The organism is Campylobacter canis (assembly GCF_045504005.1).
Classification (GTDB): Bacteria; Campylobacterota; Campylobacteria; order Campylobacterales; family Campylobacteraceae; genus Campylobacter_A; species Campylobacter_A canis.
Genome location: NZ_JBJJXH010000004.1, coordinates 178,705 through 194,461, shown reverse-complemented (window position 1 = coordinate 194,461; position 15,757 = coordinate 178,705). Strand labels below are relative to the sequence as shown.

Here is a 15,757-nt window from a genome sequence, read left to right as displayed (position 1 = left end):
ATCCTCCTTTAATCAAGCCTTGGCAAGTGCCAACCCCTATAATAGGCCAAAAGCCTAAAAACAATACCGAAAGCAAAAAGCCCCATTATCCACCATATATTAGTAAATCCAAAATGATGCATCACAAAATAGACCGCACCGACTACGATGCTAACGGTCGCGTAAAGACCCGTTTTAAAAAACCAAGGAACTTCGTTAAATAAAACATCACGCAAAATTCCGCCGCCTACGCCGTTGCAAAGCGCAAGCATAACAACTCCAAAGATATTATATCCATACTGCAAGGCGATTATCGCTCCGACGATAGAAAAGCTTACCAGATCCACGGCGTCTGTCGTTACAAAAAGGAATTTCTTCTCTATATCGCTACGCTTGTGAATCCTAAAAAGAGCGGAGAGAACAAGCATGGCTATAACTATAATGCAAGGCATGTAGTGAGTAAATGAGTATAGAGGTCTAGATACTATGGTATCTCTCATAAATCCTCCGCCAAGTGCCGTCAGTAGTGCTGAAACAAATATGCCAAGCCAGTCGCAATTTCTCTTAACCGCAAACAAAAACCCGCTAACCGCCGCAGATGCGATACCGATATATTCGGGTATTAAAAAAATTTGTAAATCGTCCATACAAGCTCTAAAGTTAAAATTTAAAGGCTATTTTACATCTTTAAGCTATAAATTTGGTTGAATTTTAACTTTTAAGCAGTTAGTTTCATCGCCAAAAACGGTCTTTAGATTTAGCCAAAACAGCTAAAAATATCATATAAATTTTACTCTGATACCTGCTAAAAATACTTGAAATTTACCTAGTCATATCAAAAGGCGACTTTAAATTCCGTCGTGCCGTTACCGCTCTTACAGCTTATTTTAAATTTCAGCTCGTCGCAAAATTTCTTAACGATATTAAGCCCTATGCCAAATCCTCCGTTTGCCTCATCAAATCTCGTGTAAAGATCAAATATATGAGGCAAATTCTCTTTTGATATTCCCTGTCCGCTATTTGTGATAACAAGAGCTTTTTTATCAAGCTTCACGCTTACATCTCCGCCTTCGTTTGAGTATTTCACGGCGTTACTTAAAAGGTTATCAACTATCTTTCGCACCTTAAATTTTGAAGTTACAAGCGTGACATCCTTGATATCGGCGGTTAAATTTATGCTTTTTTGCTTTAAATTTAGTGAGAAAAACTCAAGCCTCTCGCTTACGACATGAGATAAATTTACCTCCTCATTCTCTTCGTATTTTTTATTTAATCTTAAGATCGTAAGGTCTTCGTATAAATTTGATATCGTATGCGCGGCGGTTTTGATATTGCCAAGATATTTTTCAGGATCAGTTTTAAATAGCTCTATACTCATCAAAATCACGCTTAAAGGAGTGTTTATCTCGTGAGTCGTATCGCGGATAAATCCGTCTAAAAACTCTATCTTTGCGTATAGTGGGCGCAGAGATAGCCTGATGATAAGATAGGCTATTAGCAAGATCGCAGCCAAGACTCCAAGCGAAACGAGCAAAATTTGAGCCTTGAGTGCTAAGAGTTTAACCTTAATATCAGCGCGCTTAATGGCTACGAGATACTCGTTTTGACCCTTTTTATCATGGACTTTAAACTGCACGACATTTTCTTCGCCATCCATGTAGTTACGCCCCATACCCTGCTTTGGCTTAAAGTCATCTTCTATCACTTCGCCCGTTTTTAAATTTACAACATAAGCTTTCATATCGTCAAAGTCGTCATCATCAAGCTCGCCGTTGTTGTGAAGTTTTATCTGAAGTTCGCGCTTAAAATCCCTAAAATCAAATGCATCCTTGTCCATTATGAAGTGTTTTTCTCTATCATAAAAAACTTTGCCGAAAAACACCAAAAACGCAACGCTGGTTAAAAAATACAGCAAAAATATAGGCAAAACATGGCGTTTCTTAAACATATCTATATCCCAGCTTTGATGCGCTTACTATACGCTCCTTGCCAAAAATTTTGCGCAGTTCGGTTATATAAACGCGCAGACTAAGCTCGCTTGGACTCTCGTCATAGTCCCAAATTTGCTCATAAATTTCATCTCTGCTTATAAACCTATCTCGGTTTTTAAGTAGAAGAGTTAAAAGTTTGGCTTGTTTTTTAGGCATGGTTACTATCTCTTCGCCCTTATAGAGCACTCCTTGCTTCATATCAAAGCTGAAATTTTCATCAAGCATTTCAAATTCTCTTACGTTATGCACAAATGTTCTTTTAAGGATGTTATTGACTCGCAAAAGCAGCTCTTTAAGCTCAAAAGGCTTTTTGATATAGTCATCACATCCGCTCAAAAAGCCCTTTTGAAGATCGTTTATGGTGTTTAAAGATGTAGTAAATATGCAAGGAGTGAGTCTTCTAGCGTCTCTTAGCTCTTTTAGCAGCTCAAAGCCGTTGCCGCCGATGATTTTAACGTCAAATATCCATAGATCAAAGCTGTTTTCATAGGCTAGATCCAAAGCCTCATTGTAGCTTTTGACACCCTCTACTTCAAAATTTTCGCTTCTAAGATACGAACACATCATATCAAGCAGCATCGCCTCATCTTCAACTACTAAAATTTTAGCCACCATTACTCCTTAAGCTAAATTTACGGATATTACTATTTTTGGTTTTAATAAAGCATAAATTTTAGCTTTAAGCTCTTGAGCCAAAGGACGCAAGAGCCATAAATTTATTGCCACATACAGCCAAAGCCTGCACCGTATCCCTGCGCGCCGTTTTTATTCATACCCATTCCTTGTGCTTGATTCATACCGCAATTAAAATTTTGATTGCAGTTTTGATAAGCTTTCATCTTGTGTCCTTTGCCTGATTTATAGTGCCAGCCGTGACCGCTACCTTGACTTCCGCCATAGGCGTAAAATCCCATTTCACGAGCCTCTTTTACACTTAAAGCGTCTATTTTATCGCTCATCATTGCTCTATACTCTTGCATAAATTTTACTCTCTCATCAGGACTCATCGCAGACATCTTCTTTCTCATCTGCTCTCTAAAGTTGCCTCTTATATCCGCTATCTGCGAATCAAGCTTGCCTGCGCGCTTATTAATTTCAAACGAAATTTCACTTAGCGTCTTTGCGTCCGCACCTGCTATCATGCTGTTTAACTGCTCATTTGAGCTATCGCTAATCGAGCCTGCAAACAAACTTCCCGCGACTAGTATCGCAATCAAACCTAACTTTTTCATCTTCTCTCCTTGTGTTGAAATGTAAGTGAAGTATAAAGAAAAGTTGTGAAGAAAAAGTTAAGCAAAATTTATAAAATAATCTATAGTGTGAATTTAAATTTATCTTTTTAGTTAAATTTGGTATGTAAATTTAAGATTATAAGAAAGTCAAATTTGACCGAGTAGTTTCGGTCAAATTCCGTGTTGTTTGGATTAAATTTCTATAGGCTTAAGTGCCAGTTCGTTTGCCTCTTTAACGCTTAAATTTAAGACTTTTTCATTGTAGCTGGCGATAAATTTTTCTTTAAATTTCGCTTGCTCGTCTTGGCTTATAGAGGCTATCTTTTTATCAAACTCAGCCTTAAAGTCTTGCTTTGAAGCCTCGGCTTCAACTCTTAGCTTAGCCGCTCTTTTATCTATCTCAAATGAAATTTCGCCCAAAGTCTTAGCATTGGCGTTTTTTATCATTTTGGCAAATCCACACGACTGAGCCTTGTCAAATTTCGCCGATAAATAGGCTTTAAAAGCAACTAATATACTCATGATTTTTAATCTTTTCATATTTTCTCCTTAAAAGTTATGAAAAGATTTTAAAAAGAAGTTGTGAAGAAAAAGTTAAGTCGTCAAACTAAAAAAGAGCGTTTATCTTTTTGATGAAATTTATCGGATTTACCTGCACTGAGTTTACGATAACGCCAAAATGAAGATGAGGACCGCTAACTCTGCCACTAGCTCCGCTTAGTCCGATTATCTCGCCCTTTTTTATCTTTGCGCCAAGCTTTACGTCAATCTTACTTAAATGATAATACTGCGTATAAATTCCCTCTCCGTGATCTATCACAACCGAGCCTCCGGCATAGTATCTATCCTTGGCGATTACGACTACACCGTCATTACTAGAGACTACAGGAGTGCCGATAGATGCACGAAAATCGGTTCCTGAATGATAGCTCTTAACCAGATCGTTAAAAACTCTAGCAGTTCCAAATTCGCTTGTGATAACAGAGCTCATGGGACTAATAAACTCGGAGTTAAATTTAAGCCCTTTTGAAGAGGTCGCATAAATTTTACTAGCCTCTTTGCGCTCCTTTTCGATTCTTTCTAAGACATCTTTTGGCGGAGTTACTTTTGAAGGCTCTACGCTTATCTTTTCTTTTTTATAATCCCCTTGCTCCACTTTAAAAATAACACTCGTAATTTCGCCGTTTAACTCGTTTTTTAAAACCACCTCGCCCTTTTTATGATAGCTTGCCGCAACTATGGCAAATTTTAAATTTTTATCTTTTGGATGAGGATGCCAACTTCTTTTTTTACCGTCGATACTCAAATTTCCTGCAAAATTTGAACCAATCTGAACTATTTCAACATCGCCGTTTATAATGCTCTGAGCTACCAAATTTAGGCATATTGCCACTATTAAAAAAATCTTTTTCATGTAAACACTTTATATAAATTTAGCAAATAATTTTTAAATTTAATAAAAAAATACTATAATAATGTAATTAGTTTATCAAAAAAAGGAAAACAATATGAATAGATTGTTCAAAGTTACGCTTGGACTGCTTGTAATGTTTCAATTCGGACTTGCCGATCTTACTCAAAATCAAAAAGTAAGAACAGCGCTTAATATACTTGATAGCTTTGGAAGAGGAAACAAAAGCTACAATTTAAAAGATATTAAAGCAATCGCGATCATTCCAAACATGACAAAAGGCGGAGTTATCATAACCGGTCATAGCGGAAGCGGAATTTTTGTCGCAAGAAACGATGATAACGAGTGGAGTAGCCCTGTGTTTATCGATTACAGAGGTGCCGGCGTTGGCGTACAGGCAGGATATCAGTCAAGCGATTTAATTTTGCTTTTTAAATCAAGCAGATCGTATGACGGACTGGTAAACGGTAAAGGTTCAATTGATGTAAGTGCAGATGCTTCGTTTTTTAAATCGGGTGTTAAAACAGGCGTCATGACAGATTTGCCTGAAATTTCGGCTTGGGCTACTACTCCTGCTGATAATTCGGGGCTTTTTGTAGGCGTTAGCATGAATGTATCAAACATCGTAGTAAATAATCAAGATACAAATGACTACTATGAGAGAATCTACAATATCGAAGACATATACAATAACTCTCCAAAAGAGAGCAGATACACTCAAAAGTTAAAAGAAGTTATACTAAAATATTTTGATTAAAATTTAGAAGATATGGTTTAGTCGCGGGCTAAACCATATAAAGAGAAACGAATCTTTTTTTATTGATTGGAGAAAATTGAGTCATATACTCAAAGGCCTCTTCGTAATCGCCGTCGGTATATTTTGCAACTTCTTCGATTAGTTCAAAAAGCTCTTCATCATCCATTGACTCAAAACTGCCTCTATTTTCCAAAACTTCCAGCAACACGGCGTCTAGCTCAAGCTCATCGTACGTCATACTCCACCCTTTAAAAGTTTTTGCGGAATTATGCCAAAAGAAACTTTAAATTCGCTTATTTTAATAATTCTTAAAATTCGCAAAATATTTCCGGGTCACTCTTAATTTTATAACCAAATCAGCTTATCTTAACTATAATATAAATTATGATAGCGATTATAAATTCTGCAAATAAAATTCAAAATTTCAAACATAAAGAGTAGCACAATGCAAAATTTTGATAAATTCTATTCAAAATTTTCGGCTTTCTTAAAAGACTTTAATTATAAAAATTCTATCCAAAAAGAAAGAATCCTAAAGATACTTTATATCAGCGATGAGCACTTAAGTGCAGCCGATATACAGGCTATTTTCAAGGATGAATTTGAAGAGAGTATAAGCCTTACGGCAATTTATCAATTTTTAAATTTTCTTGAAGAGATAGCTCTTGCCATAAGCTTTGAAGAAGGCGGAGTTAAGAAATTTGAGCTAAATTTAAAATCGCATCACGATCATATAATATGCATAAAATGCGGCAAAGTAGCTAGCTTTTACGATGAAACGATAGAACGAAGACAAGATGAAATTTGCAAAGAGAGAGAATTTAAAAACGAAGGACACACAATGATACTTTACGGAGTTTGCGCACAATGTCAAATTTAGTTATAAAGTCCAAAATAAATGGACGCGTGAGGCTAAAATCAAAAGAATTTAGCCCGGTCAATATAGACAAGATAGAAAAAATATTGCAAAATAAAGTTAAAAATTTAAGGCTAAATCCCTACTGCCACTCGCTTATATTGCATTTTGACGAGAGCAAGATAAATTTAGATGAAATTTTTAAAAATTTAAAAAGAGCCATTCCGAATTTAATCCCGGATCAAAATTTAGCAGACAAACCAAACTTAAAAGATAAAAGCAAAAAGATTTCAAAAAGCGCTTCAAAAGCCTGCTTACCTTGCAGCGTGGATACTAAACCCAACTGGAAAATTAAACTTCTAAAATTTTCAGCCCTTACTCTGATAGCAGGAGTGATTTTCGTTAAAGAGCATATCATGCTAACTCCGATCGGCGTTATCTCTAAACTTGCTCTTGGCGCATTTAGTCTCTATCTTTCCATCCCGCTTTTAAAAGAGGGCTTAAGCGAGCTAAAAGAGAAGAAAATCAGCCTTCAAAGCTTCATCGCATTTGCGCTTATTATCGCGATTTTAGGCGGAGAGGTAACAGCTGCATTTGAGATCATCTACATACTTAGAGGAAGTATGCTCTTTGAAGAATACACGGCGAACAAATCGCGCAGAGAGATTGAAAATTTAATAAGCTTAGATGCCAAAAAAGCGTATGTCCTACAAGGGGATTTGGAAGTGGAAATTCCGCTTGAAGAGATAAAAGAAAAAGACATTATAGTATGTAGAAGCGGCGAGAAAATCGTAGCCGACGGAGTTATCGTAAACGGAAGCGCGGAGATAAACGAAGCTATCATAAACGGTCGAAGCGAGAGCGTTTATAAACAAAAACACGATAGCGTCTTTGCAAATACGCTCGTTGAAAAAGGCAGAATATACATCAAAGTAAGCGCAACGGGCAGTGAAACGTATATTTCAAGAGTGATTAGCGAAGTGCAAAAAAGCCTTGCAAATAAAAGCCAAAGCGAGCTAAGCGCCGATAAGCTGGCTAGCCGCGTGCTAAAGCTGGGCTCGGCTTTAAGCGTTGGGACGTTTTTTGCGACGGGTTCGTTTTTAAGAGCTTTTAGCGTGATGATCGTGATGAGCTGTCCTTGCTCTACCGTGCTTGCGGCAAGCTCGGCAATAAGTGCGGGCATAGCAAGAGCCACAAAAGACGGAATTCTCATAAAAGGCGGAGAATTTTTAGAAAATATCAGCCAAAGCGATGTATTTTGCTTTGATAAAACGGGCACTTTAACTACAAGCAAGCCGGTATTGGTGCATTTTGAGCTTAAAAAAGGCGTTAGCAAGGAGGAGTTTTTCAAAATTGCGGCAAGCTGCGAATACCACAACACCCACCCGCTTGCAGTCTCAATCCTTGAATATACAAAATCACTTGGCATAAGCGTAAATTCAAAATTTAAAAGCGAAATTTTGCCAGGCCTCGGCGTAAAAGCGACATTTGAAAACAGCGAGTATCTGCTTGGAAATTTAAATCTGCTCAAAAATCACGGAATAAAAAGAGTAAATTTTAAAGTTGATAAATTTAAAAACAATGCAAACACTATCGTATATCTCGCAAAAGACGGCGTTGTGCTAGGCTTTATGGCGTATGAACACGAGATAAGAGAAGGAAGCGTAGAAGCGGTGCAGGCTTTAAAAAACAGAGGCGTAAAAAAGGTCGTTTTATTAACGGGAGATGACGAGAAGGTAGCCACCGCATTTGCAAAGAAATTTAAATTTGATGAAGTTTATCACTCGCTAATGCCTGATGATAAGGCTAAGATCGTGGAGGATTTGAAAGCCCACGGCAAAGTCGTAATGATAGGAGACGGCGTAAACGATACGCTTGCTATGAGCAAAGCGGATGTGGGCGTATCCTTTGCCAGCGGAGGAAGTGAAGCCGCGATAGAAATTTCAAATATAGCCATAACAAACTCAAGGCCTATGGATATAATCAGGCTTTATGATCTAAGCAAATTCGCACTTAAAGTAGTAAATCAAAACTACCAAATCGGCACAAGTACAAATATGCTAGGAGCCGCTCTTGGCGCTCTTGGAGTGCTAAACCCTGCCGGAGCGGGTCTGGTACATATAGCTCATACCGCAGGGATCATAGCAAATTCAAGCAGAATAGGCATAAAAAGTTGATAACGATATGCAAAAAACTTTAAGTTAAGCTTAAGTTAAGAAGTGGATAATAACGACAAATAAAGTAAATTTCAAAGGAAAACATTGACCGCAACGCCAAATTTAGTAGCCACGGATATGATTTTAAAGATAGCTTCGTATTTCACGCCGATTCACCACACTGCAGGACGCTTAAGAGTGCGCGTTAGCAGCAAGATAAAAGACGAAGCGCAAAATTTAGACATAAGCAAAATAGACGAGATGATAAACAGTATAGACGGCATAAAAAGCGTCAAATTTAATAAACTTATAGGCTCGGTAACCATAGAATACGATAAAGAAGTATTTGCAAAAGAAATTTGGGACGATCTGCTTGCGGGCAGAAACATGGATCAAATTTCAATCAGGATAAACGAACTTGCAAGGAATATATATGCAAAATGAGAATTTTGATGAAATCTTAGTTACGGCGTGCGCGCTTGAGTCAAGAGGCGTAAAGCTGTATGAGAATTTGCAAAAGCAAGATGATGTCTTTGCTCAAATTTTAGCGGTTAGAAAAAGCGGTCTAACGCTTTTAGAGCAAAGCTACGGAAGCGTTAGTTATAAAGAGCAGGAGTGCTTTTTTGCGCCGTCAAACGACATTCAAAGCTCGCTTATAAAAGCTCTTAATTATGAGATAGAATTAAATGCCGCCTATGAAAATTTAACTCAAAATTGCAATGATGAGGGCTTAAGAGATATATTATTTAGACTTTGGGCCACTTCTCATAACGAATACATACCTGCTCTTAAAGCAAAGCTATGTACCGAGCTAAATGCCCAAAATGGCTACGCATCAAATTTCAACAAGCAAGAGTATAAAGAGTATAAAAAAGATGATTGCGATGATGATGATAAAGATGAGTATAAAAAGTATGAATACGGCGATAAATTCGGCTTTGGCGGATTTAACGAAAACTCATTTAAAGAGATGAGTAAAATTTTAGAAAAAGTAGCCTCAGGCAGAGGATCGCAAGAGGATATTGCGGCACTTTTAAACAGTCCTCATATATCATTTTTCGGTGGGCTTGCACTAGGTGGGCTTGCCGGGGTATTTTTAAACAACATGATAAAACAAGAAGGCAAAGAAGATGATAAACAAAACCAACAATAAAGGATTCAACATGGCACTACCATTTATAGCAGGAGTTGTGGCAGGCGGACTTGTCGTAGCGGCATTTAACAATAGAAAAAAAGTAAAATCGGCACTTGAGTGCGGGCTTGAAAAAGGCAAAAACGTAGCAAACGAGGTAAAGGAATTTACTACAGAGAAATTTGAAAAAATTTCAAAAGACATCAAAAAAGAGGTCAAAAAAGGCAGAAAAAAAGCTGAAGCCAAAGTAGAAAAAACCGAAGAAAAAGCTCCGACAGCAAAGAAAAAAAGAGCGCCAAGAGCTAAAAAACCGGCTGCTCCTAAAGTAGAAATAGCACCGGCGGCAGGCGCTGAATAATGAACCCGCTAACTTCAACAACAAGGCTTCCTATAGATCATATGATAAGCGGAGCCTTAATCGCAGGCATAACGGTGGGCGGACTAAGCTACAACGAATACAAAAAAGGCAACATAAGCTGCAAAGAAGCGACTAAAAAAACTCTAAAGCTAGGCTTGCAAGGAGGCATAGCCGCAGCTTGTGCGATCAGCGCTTCAAATAAACTCGTAAGAAGAAACTATATAGGTGCGGCACTTACTACGGCAATCGGAGTAGGGACTATAGTATTAACAGAAAAATTAATAAATCCAGAGGAACAAATATGAACAACCCTTATATAAATTCAACTCAAACCGTAAATAAGCTAAACGATGACGGAAGCACTACTACGACGACAACGACCGTAAGAACTACGGGCATGCCAAGCGCTTTTGACAAGAGCGTAAATGGCGCATTAAAAGACTTCGTTCCTGAAAATTTTAACGCCGCTCACTTCATCAAAGGAGCTTTAATAGGCGGTGCGGTAGCTTACGTGTTATCAAATGAAAAAGCTCAACAAGCGATATTCTCGGCTATCGTAAAGGGATCAAATTTGCTTCAAGCCGGATTTGAGGAGCTAAAAGAACGATTTGAAGACGTAAAGGCTGAAATTGAGTCACAAAAATAAAATTCGCATCGCTCATCAAAGCAAAAACCGAGTTAGGTTTATCTGCGATGAGATCACTTCAAACTGCGATGAAAGTTTTTTAGAGGCTCAAATTTCGGAATTTAAATACGTAAAAAGCGTAAGGCTCAATAAAAAAGCAAAGAGCATAATCGTAGAATTTTACTCAAATTTAGACGATATAACTAAATTTTTAGAAAATTTAAAGATCAAAAATATAACTAAAACAAAAGAAGAGCCAAGCAAGGCAGAGATCTATAAAGCGGCTTTATCTATGGCGCTTAATCCGCTTTTGCCCGATCATAAATTTAAAGGATTAGCTACGCTTTACGCATCGGCTCCGCTTTTTAGCGAAGGTATTAAGGAGCTTTTTAGCGAAGGGGTTACATCAAAAGTACTTGAATCAATGGCTGTTGGAGTAAGTCTTGCAAGACGTGATTTCTTGGCGGCAAACAGTACAAATTTGATGCTTGCGCTTGGTGAATACATGGAAGAAAGCGCAGTTCACAGAAGTGATGATCTGGTAAAAGAGCTTGCAAAGCCAAATATCGAAGAGGTCTGGGTAGAAAAGATAGAAAAAGGCAAAAAAACCCTTACGAAAGTAGCCACCGAAAGCGTAAAGATAGGTGATATCGTAGTAGTGGGTGCAGGCGAGAGTATCGGCATAGACGGATATATCGTAGAAGGCGCGGCAAGCGTAAATCAAGTATCCATGACAGGTGAAGCCGAACCCGTGAAAAAAGAGCGCGGCGACCGTGTGATGAGCGGAACGGTAGTTGAGGATGGACGCATAAAAATTTGGGCGGAGGGAGTCGGCGAGGAGACGGCGACAGCTCGCATAAAGCAATACATCCAAAGCTCACTTAATGAAAAATCAAGCGTCGGTCTAAAGGCTACCAAGCTTGCCGATAAGTTAGTGCCAGTAACCTTATCGCTTGCCGGTCTTTCTTATATCATGAGTAGCGACATGACTCGCGTAGCTTCGGTGCTTCAGGCTGATTACTCATGCGCTCTTAAGCTTGCAACTCCCGTTGCCTTTAAGTCAAGCATATCAAAGGCGGGTCGCAACGGAGTTCTCATAAAAGGAGCAAAAGCCATAGAGGCACTTGCCACTGCGGATACATTTGTATTTGACAAGACAGGCACGCTTACTTACGGAAGCTTACAAGTAGTAGAAATCCACTCATTTAAAGAAAACGTAAGCAAAAGCGAGCTTTTAAATTTAACGGCAAGCGCAGAGGAGCACTACTTCCACCCTGTAGCAGAAGCTATCGTAAAAGCGGCTCGCGAGATAGGATTTCACCATATCCACCACGATGAGGTTGAATTTATCGTAGCTCACGGCGTTAAGACCTATGTGGGCGGTAAGGAAGTCGTGATAGGTAGTAGGCATTTTCTTGAAGATGATGAGAAAATTTGCTTCAAAGAGCATGAAAGCATCATAAGCAACGCCATTACCAACGGACTAACCCTTCTTTACGTAGGATACGATAAAGAGCTCTTGGGCGTAATAACCATGAAAGATACAATGAGAGAAAACGCCAAAGAAGCACTTAAGCAGCTTAAAAAAATGGGCGTAAAAGAGCTCATAATGCTAACCGGCGATATCCAAAGTAAGGCTCATCAAGTAGCAAACGAGCTTGGTATCGATAGGGTATTTGCCAACTGTTTGCCTACGGATAAGGCAAAGATCATAGAACGCCTAAAACAAGAGGGCAAAAACGTAGCTTTCATAGGAGACGGCATAAACGATGCACCGAGCCTTATGCGTGCAAATGTCGGTATAAGTATGCAAAAGGGTGCCGATATAGCAAAAGCCACGGCTGACATAAGCCTACTAAAAGACGATATATACGCAGTTGTCACGGCAAAAGATATGGCAAATAAAACCATGCGACTTATAAATACGAATTTTAACGCCACGGTCGGCATTAATTCGCTTATATTAGCAGGCGCTACATTTGGGTTTTTAAACCCTATCGCAACTGCATTTTTACATAACGGCACCACGATAGGACTACTTGCAAATTCCATGAAAGGCGTAAGGCTTAAAAAGGGTGATTCATAATAAATTTTAATCTTGGGATAATTAATGGATAAATTTTTAAACGATATAAACGATAAGTTGGATTTTTTAAACGGGTTTTTATATAGCTATTTTTTAGTTATTGTTCTTATTTTTGCGGGAATTTACTTTAGCTACATCACTAGATTTGTTCAGTTTAGGATGTTTGTTGAGGCCCTTAAGGTGCTAGTCGAAAAGAAAGATAAATACAACAAATACCAAATTTCGCCGTTTCAAGCGCTGATGATCTCAACCGCCTCAAGAGTAGGCATAGGCAACATCGCGGGAATTTCCGCAGCCATAGTCGCAGGCGGTCCGGGAGCGCTATTTTGGATGTTTATCATGGCGTTTTTAGGCTCGGCTTCTGCGTTTGCCGAAAGCACCCTAGCGCAAGTTTATAAGACTAAAGACAGGCTTGGGTTCAAGGGAGGTCCTGCGTATTACATCAAAAACGGACTTGGCATAAAGTGGCTTGGAAGCCTGTTTGCCGTTATCCTGATCATTACTTACGCTTACGGTTTTAACGGACTTCAGTCATATACGATGACTTCGGCTTTTGAAATTTATTATGATCAAAGCGGAAGCGGAGTTTCATTTCAAGACAGCCTTCTTCCGTTTGCCATCGGGATAATTTTAATGGCGTTTAGCTTCTTGCTGTTTTTCTCAAAAAGCCACGTCATAGGTAAGGTAAGCTCTTATGTAGTTCCTTTCATGGCTCTTACTTATGTAACGCTTGCTTTTATAGCTATCATCATGAATTTAGACGAAATTCCGCAAGTTATCAGGCTCATACTAGATAGTGCGTTTGATTTTAAAGCGATATTTGGCGGATTTGCAGGCAGCGTGATAGTTATCGGCATTAAGCGCGGTCTGTTTTCAAACGAAGCCGGTATGGGCTCAGCGCCAAATGCAGCCGCAGCGGCACACACAAGCCATCCGGTAAAGCAAGGGCTAGTGCAAGCTCTTTCGGTTTTTATCGATATGACTATCTGTATAGCTTCAGGACTTATAGTATTATTTTCCAAGGCCTATCTTACAAAGCAACTAGCCGCAAACGGCGAGCCACTAACGGCACTTCCGCTCATTCAAGCGGCTATGAGAGAGTATTACGGCGATATAGGACTTCACTTTACTACTGTTGCGGTGGTGCTATTTGCGATCACTTCGCTTATAGGTAACTTCTACTACGCACAAGCGAATATGAAATTTTTAACCAAAGACAATAAACCTATGCTGCTATTTAAAGCTACAGCGGTTATTATGGTATTTGTAGGCTCGCAGATGAATTTAAAAATAGCTTGGAATATAGCAGACGTTACCATGGCATTTATGGCCACCATAAACATCATAGCGATACTTCTGCTTTCAAAGGTCGTCATGAAGGTATTAAAGGACTATGAAAATCAGCGCAAAGCAGGCGTAAATCCGGAATTTCACCCTGAAAGCCTCGGTATAGAAGGCACAACTTGCTGGAAAGGAATATAATGATAAGCGGAGAGCTTTTAAATTTAAACACGCATAGAAAGGTTGCTAAAGTCGGCATGAGCGTAACTTTAGCGACAGTCTGTCTTACTTCATTTAACCTAAAAAGCAAAGCCGCTAAAAGACTTCATGTCGCTTCAGGATGGGCTTTTGTAGGCTTTTCTTTATATCATGCGGGACTTTATGATAACGGAATTTTTAAAAATATGATAATAAATACCCAAAAGAAGCAAGCCGTAGAGAAAAGACTTGCCAAAACCGCAAAGACGAAAAAGATCAAAGATGCTGATAAGCGAAGCTGAAATTTTAGACTACATCAACGAGGACTTGCCCTACTTTGATCTTACGACAAGCCTTCAAAATATAGATAAAAACGCTGTTTTGGAGATAAAAACAAGAGAGGATATCATCGTAAGTTGCGTTGATATCTCGGCTAAGATCGCAAATTTATTAGGATGTGAGGCTAAAATTTGCGTGCCAAATTCCAAGCAGGCAATAGAAGGCGAAACGATAATTAAAATTTCAGGAAGCTATAATGACGTGCATAAGGCTTGGAAACTAGCTCAAATCACGCTTGAATACGCTTGTAAAATTTCAACTTATACGAATTTAATGTTTAAAGAAGCAAGAAAAGTAAGCGACAAATGCCAAATTTTAACCACAAGAAAGACATTTCCATTTGCTAAAAAGCTCTGTTTAAAGGCGGTTTTAGAAGGAGGCGGAGGAGTTCATAGACTAAATTTAAGCGATAGTGTGCTGTTTTTTGATAATCACATCAAAGCATATGCTGGTTTTGATGATTTTTTAGCCCAAATTCCAAATTTTAAAGCCAAAGCTCCTGAAAAAAAGATCGCAGTAGAGTGTGAAAATCTTGAGAATTTTGCTAAGCTTTTAAAGGCCGGTATAGACGTGATTCAGTGTGATAAAATGAATATAAATGAGCTTAAAGAGGCTGTAAATTTAAAAAACAGAGCTAACCCAAATGCTATCGTTATCGCAAGCGGCGGCATAAACGCTAAAAACATAGCTCTTTATGCGGCTACCGGGATTGATGCGGTTACAACCTCTGCCGTATATACGCAAGGGATGGCTGATTTAACGAGTGCATTAAGTCTGATATAATCTATCAACACTATCTTCTACCAACTTTATTCTTGCGCCTGTTATCATCTCATCGTTGCAAGATTTAATTCTATCCGAACCGTAAAATAAAATTTCTTTATTTTTAGAAACCTTATAGAGAGATAATAAAAACTCGTCAAAATCCTCTAAATTTTTATACACATGACAACTTATAATTATTTTATTATGATTATAAAAAACGAGTGTAGAAAAACTCCTGTAACTCTCACATAGAAAGCAAATATTATCTAATGGGAATTTTTCGCCTACAAAGGTTATTAAATTTTTATTTGTTACTACAAGTCCTTGCCTGATAAATCCCAATACATCTCTATAAACAAGCACAATAAAGGTTATACCAAGCACTACTGCACCGAATTTATGAAAAATAGAATTTTCTATAAAAATGAAATACGAAGCTATGATAAAGAGAGTACTAAAAATAATTCTAAGAAGGGCTAAAAACCTTATGCAGCAAAGATATTCACATACTATCTCTTCATCACTATCAAGCTTTATGCATTCAGGAGTTTTGATAAAGTATCTCAAATTTAGCCCTCAAAATCAAAACGG

At 38.3% G+C, this 15,757-nt stretch carries 20 protein-coding genes; 12 read left to right on the top strand and 8 right to left on the bottom strand.

Annotation, left to right across the window (positions count from 1 at the left end; all coding sequences use genetic code 11):
• Positions 1-8: 8 nt before the first annotated feature.
• From ACHJH3_RS05865 to ACHJH3_RS05840, 6 genes are all read right to left on the bottom strand, one after another.
• Entirely contained in the window at positions 9-626 is a 618-nt protein-coding gene (locus ACHJH3_RS05865; protein WP_407063977.1) for a trimeric intracellular cation channel family protein, read from the bottom strand.
• A gap of 188 nt (positions 627-814) precedes the next feature.
• Positions 815-1,927 (bottom strand): sensor histidine kinase, encoded by a 1,113-nt coding sequence (locus ACHJH3_RS05860; protein WP_407063976.1) that lies wholly within the window; start codon positions 1,925-1,927, stop codon positions 815-817.
• Complete coding sequence (locus tag ACHJH3_RS05855) at positions 1,920-2,582, bottom strand: response regulator transcription factor (RefSeq protein ID WP_407063975.1); 663 nt, start codon at positions 2,580-2,582, stop codon at positions 1,920-1,922. The genes ACHJH3_RS05860 and ACHJH3_RS05855 overlap by 8 nt, the downstream gene beginning before the upstream one ends.
• A gap of 104 nt (positions 2,583-2,686) precedes the next feature.
• Positions 2,687-3,202 carry a DUF1104 domain-containing protein gene (locus ACHJH3_RS05850; protein ID WP_407063974.1) on the bottom strand — a complete coding sequence of 172 codons (516 nt, stop codon included), beginning with the start codon at positions 3,200-3,202 and terminating at the stop codon, positions 2,687-2,689.
• Positions 3,203-3,394: 192 nt separating this feature from the next.
• Positions 3,395-3,742, bottom strand: a complete 348-nt coding sequence (locus ACHJH3_RS05845) for a DUF1104 domain-containing protein (RefSeq protein WP_407063973.1) — start codon at positions 3,740-3,742, stop codon at positions 3,395-3,397.
• A 67-nt stretch (positions 3,743-3,809) separates the two neighbouring features.
• The gene (locus ACHJH3_RS05840) at positions 3,810-4,616 is read right to left on the bottom strand and encodes a M23 family metallopeptidase (protein WP_407063972.1); all 807 of its coding nucleotides are present in this window, start codon (positions 4,614-4,616) and stop codon (positions 3,810-3,812) included.
• A gap of 94 nt (positions 4,617-4,710) precedes the next feature.
• Here ACHJH3_RS05840 and ACHJH3_RS05835 point away from each other — a divergent pair, with 94 nt between their 5' ends.
• Positions 4,711-5,370 carry a lipid-binding SYLF domain-containing protein gene (locus ACHJH3_RS05835; RefSeq protein WP_169943091.1) on the top strand — a complete coding sequence of 220 codons (660 nt, stop codon included), beginning with the start codon at positions 4,711-4,713 and terminating at the stop codon, positions 5,368-5,370.
• 28 nt (positions 5,371-5,398) lie between these two features.
• On the opposite strand, the gene ACHJH3_RS05830 is transcribed toward ACHJH3_RS05835, so the two are convergent.
• The gene (locus ACHJH3_RS05830) at positions 5,399-5,608 is read right to left on the bottom strand and encodes a hypothetical protein (RefSeq protein ID WP_169943090.1); all 210 of its coding nucleotides are present in this window, start codon (positions 5,606-5,608) and stop codon (positions 5,399-5,401) included.
• Positions 5,609-5,815: 207 nt separating this feature from the next.
• Between ACHJH3_RS05830 and ACHJH3_RS05825 the strand changes: the two genes are divergently transcribed.
• The 11 genes from ACHJH3_RS05825 to modD all read left to right on the top strand — a co-directional run bounded on the left by ACHJH3_RS05825 (position 5,816) and on the right by modD (position 15,184).
• Positions 5,816-6,250 (top strand): Fur family transcriptional regulator, encoded by a 435-nt coding sequence (locus ACHJH3_RS05825; RefSeq protein ID WP_407063971.1) that lies wholly within the window; start codon positions 5,816-5,818, stop codon positions 6,248-6,250.
• Positions 6,238-8,403, top strand: a complete 2,166-nt coding sequence (locus ACHJH3_RS05820) for a heavy metal translocating P-type ATPase (protein ID WP_407063970.1) — start codon at positions 6,238-6,240, stop codon at positions 8,401-8,403. The genes ACHJH3_RS05825 and ACHJH3_RS05820 overlap by 13 nt, the downstream gene beginning before the upstream one ends.
• Positions 8,404-8,487: 84 nt before the next feature.
• Positions 8,488-8,826, top strand: coding sequence for an HMA2 domain-containing protein (locus ACHJH3_RS05815; protein WP_169943087.1), 339 nt, complete (start codon positions 8,488-8,490; stop codon positions 8,824-8,826).
• Positions 8,816-9,535, top strand: coding sequence for an aminotransferase (locus ACHJH3_RS05810; protein WP_407063969.1), 720 nt, complete (start codon positions 8,816-8,818; stop codon positions 9,533-9,535). Before ACHJH3_RS05815 ends, ACHJH3_RS05810 begins: the two co-directional genes overlap by 11 nt.
• Before the next feature lie 10 nt (positions 9,536-9,545).
• Entirely contained in the window at positions 9,546-9,872 is a 327-nt protein-coding gene (locus ACHJH3_RS05805; protein WP_407063968.1) for a hypothetical protein, read from the top strand.
• Entirely contained in the window at positions 9,872-10,177 is a 306-nt protein-coding gene (locus ACHJH3_RS05800) for a Cys/Met metabolism pyridoxal-phosphate-dependent enzyme (RefSeq protein WP_249934728.1), read from the top strand. Before ACHJH3_RS05805 ends, ACHJH3_RS05800 begins: the two co-directional genes overlap by 1 nt.
• Complete coding sequence (locus ACHJH3_RS05795; protein WP_172197804.1) at positions 10,174-10,518, top strand: YtxH domain-containing protein; 345 nt, start codon at positions 10,174-10,176, stop codon at positions 10,516-10,518. Before ACHJH3_RS05800 ends, ACHJH3_RS05795 begins: the two co-directional genes overlap by 4 nt.
• The gene (locus ACHJH3_RS05790; RefSeq protein WP_407063967.1) at positions 10,502-12,583 is read left to right on the top strand and encodes a heavy metal translocating P-type ATPase; all 2,082 of its coding nucleotides are present in this window, start codon (positions 10,502-10,504) and stop codon (positions 12,581-12,583) included. The genes ACHJH3_RS05795 and ACHJH3_RS05790 overlap by 17 nt, the downstream gene beginning before the upstream one ends.
• A gap of 24 nt (positions 12,584-12,607) precedes the next feature.
• Complete coding sequence (locus ACHJH3_RS05785; protein ID WP_407063966.1) at positions 12,608-14,065, top strand: alanine/glycine:cation symporter family protein; 1,458 nt, start codon at positions 12,608-12,610, stop codon at positions 14,063-14,065.
• A complete protein-coding gene (locus tag ACHJH3_RS05780) occupies positions 14,065-14,364 on the top strand; it encodes a helicase (protein ID WP_407063965.1) in 300 nt (99 codons plus the stop codon). Before ACHJH3_RS05785 ends, ACHJH3_RS05780 begins: the two co-directional genes overlap by 1 nt.
• Positions 14,345-15,184: a ModD protein gene (modD, locus tag ACHJH3_RS05775; protein ID WP_407063964.1), complete on the top strand. Its 840-nt coding sequence runs from the start codon at positions 14,345-14,347 to the stop codon at positions 15,182-15,184. The genes ACHJH3_RS05780 and modD overlap by 20 nt, the downstream gene beginning before the upstream one ends.
• Here modD and ACHJH3_RS05770 read toward each other — a convergent pair.
• Complete coding sequence (locus ACHJH3_RS05770) at positions 15,170-15,733, bottom strand: hypothetical protein (RefSeq protein WP_407063963.1); 564 nt, start codon at positions 15,731-15,733, stop codon at positions 15,170-15,172. The two genes, modD and ACHJH3_RS05770, sit on opposite strands and share 15 nt — an antisense overlap.
• Between the last annotated feature and the right edge of the window lie 24 nt (positions 15,734-15,757).

Coding starts and splice junctions, on each gene's coding strand:
- ACHJH3_RS05820 (WP_407063970.1), top strand. CDS start 6,238: ATGTCAAATTTAGTTATAAAGTCCAAAATAAATGGACGCGTGAGGCTA.
- ACHJH3_RS05780 (WP_407063965.1), top strand. CDS start 14,065: ATGATAAGCGGAGAGCTTTTAAATTTAAACACGCATAGAAAGGTTGCT.
- ACHJH3_RS05830 (WP_169943090.1), bottom strand. CDS start 5,608: ATGACGTACGATGAGCTTGAGCTAGACGCCGTGTTGCTGGAAGTTTTG.
- ACHJH3_RS05810 (WP_407063969.1), top strand. CDS start 8,816: ATGCAAAATGAGAATTTTGATGAAATCTTAGTTACGGCGTGCGCGCTT.
- ACHJH3_RS05835 (WP_169943091.1), top strand. CDS start 4,711: ATGAATAGATTGTTCAAAGTTACGCTTGGACTGCTTGTAATGTTTCAA.
- modD (WP_407063964.1), top strand. CDS start 14,345: ATGCTGATAAGCGAAGCTGAAATTTTAGACTACATCAACGAGGACTTG.
- ACHJH3_RS05865 (WP_407063977.1), bottom strand. CDS start 626: ATGGACGATTTACAAATTTTTTTAATACCCGAATATATCGGTATCGCA.
- ACHJH3_RS05825 (WP_407063971.1), top strand. CDS start 5,816: ATGCAAAATTTTGATAAATTCTATTCAAAATTTTCGGCTTTCTTAAAA.
- ACHJH3_RS05805 (WP_407063968.1), top strand. CDS start 9,546: ATGGCACTACCATTTATAGCAGGAGTTGTGGCAGGCGGACTTGTCGTA.
- ACHJH3_RS05860 (WP_407063976.1), bottom strand. CDS start 1,927: ATGTTTAAGAAACGCCATGTTTTGCCTATATTTTTGCTGTATTTTTTA.
- ACHJH3_RS05840 (WP_407063972.1), bottom strand. CDS start 4,616: ATGAAAAAGATTTTTTTAATAGTGGCAATATGCCTAAATTTGGTAGCT.
- ACHJH3_RS05800 (WP_249934728.1), top strand. CDS start 9,872: ATGAACCCGCTAACTTCAACAACAAGGCTTCCTATAGATCATATGATA.
- ACHJH3_RS05795 (WP_172197804.1), top strand. CDS start 10,174: ATGAACAACCCTTATATAAATTCAACTCAAACCGTAAATAAGCTAAAC.
- ACHJH3_RS05785 (WP_407063966.1), top strand. CDS start 12,608: ATGGATAAATTTTTAAACGATATAAACGATAAGTTGGATTTTTTAAAC.
- ACHJH3_RS05845 (WP_407063973.1), bottom strand. CDS start 3,742: ATGAAAAGATTAAAAATCATGAGTATATTAGTTGCTTTTAAAGCCTAT.
- ACHJH3_RS05850 (WP_407063974.1), bottom strand. CDS start 3,202: ATGAAAAAGTTAGGTTTGATTGCGATACTAGTCGCGGGAAGTTTGTTT.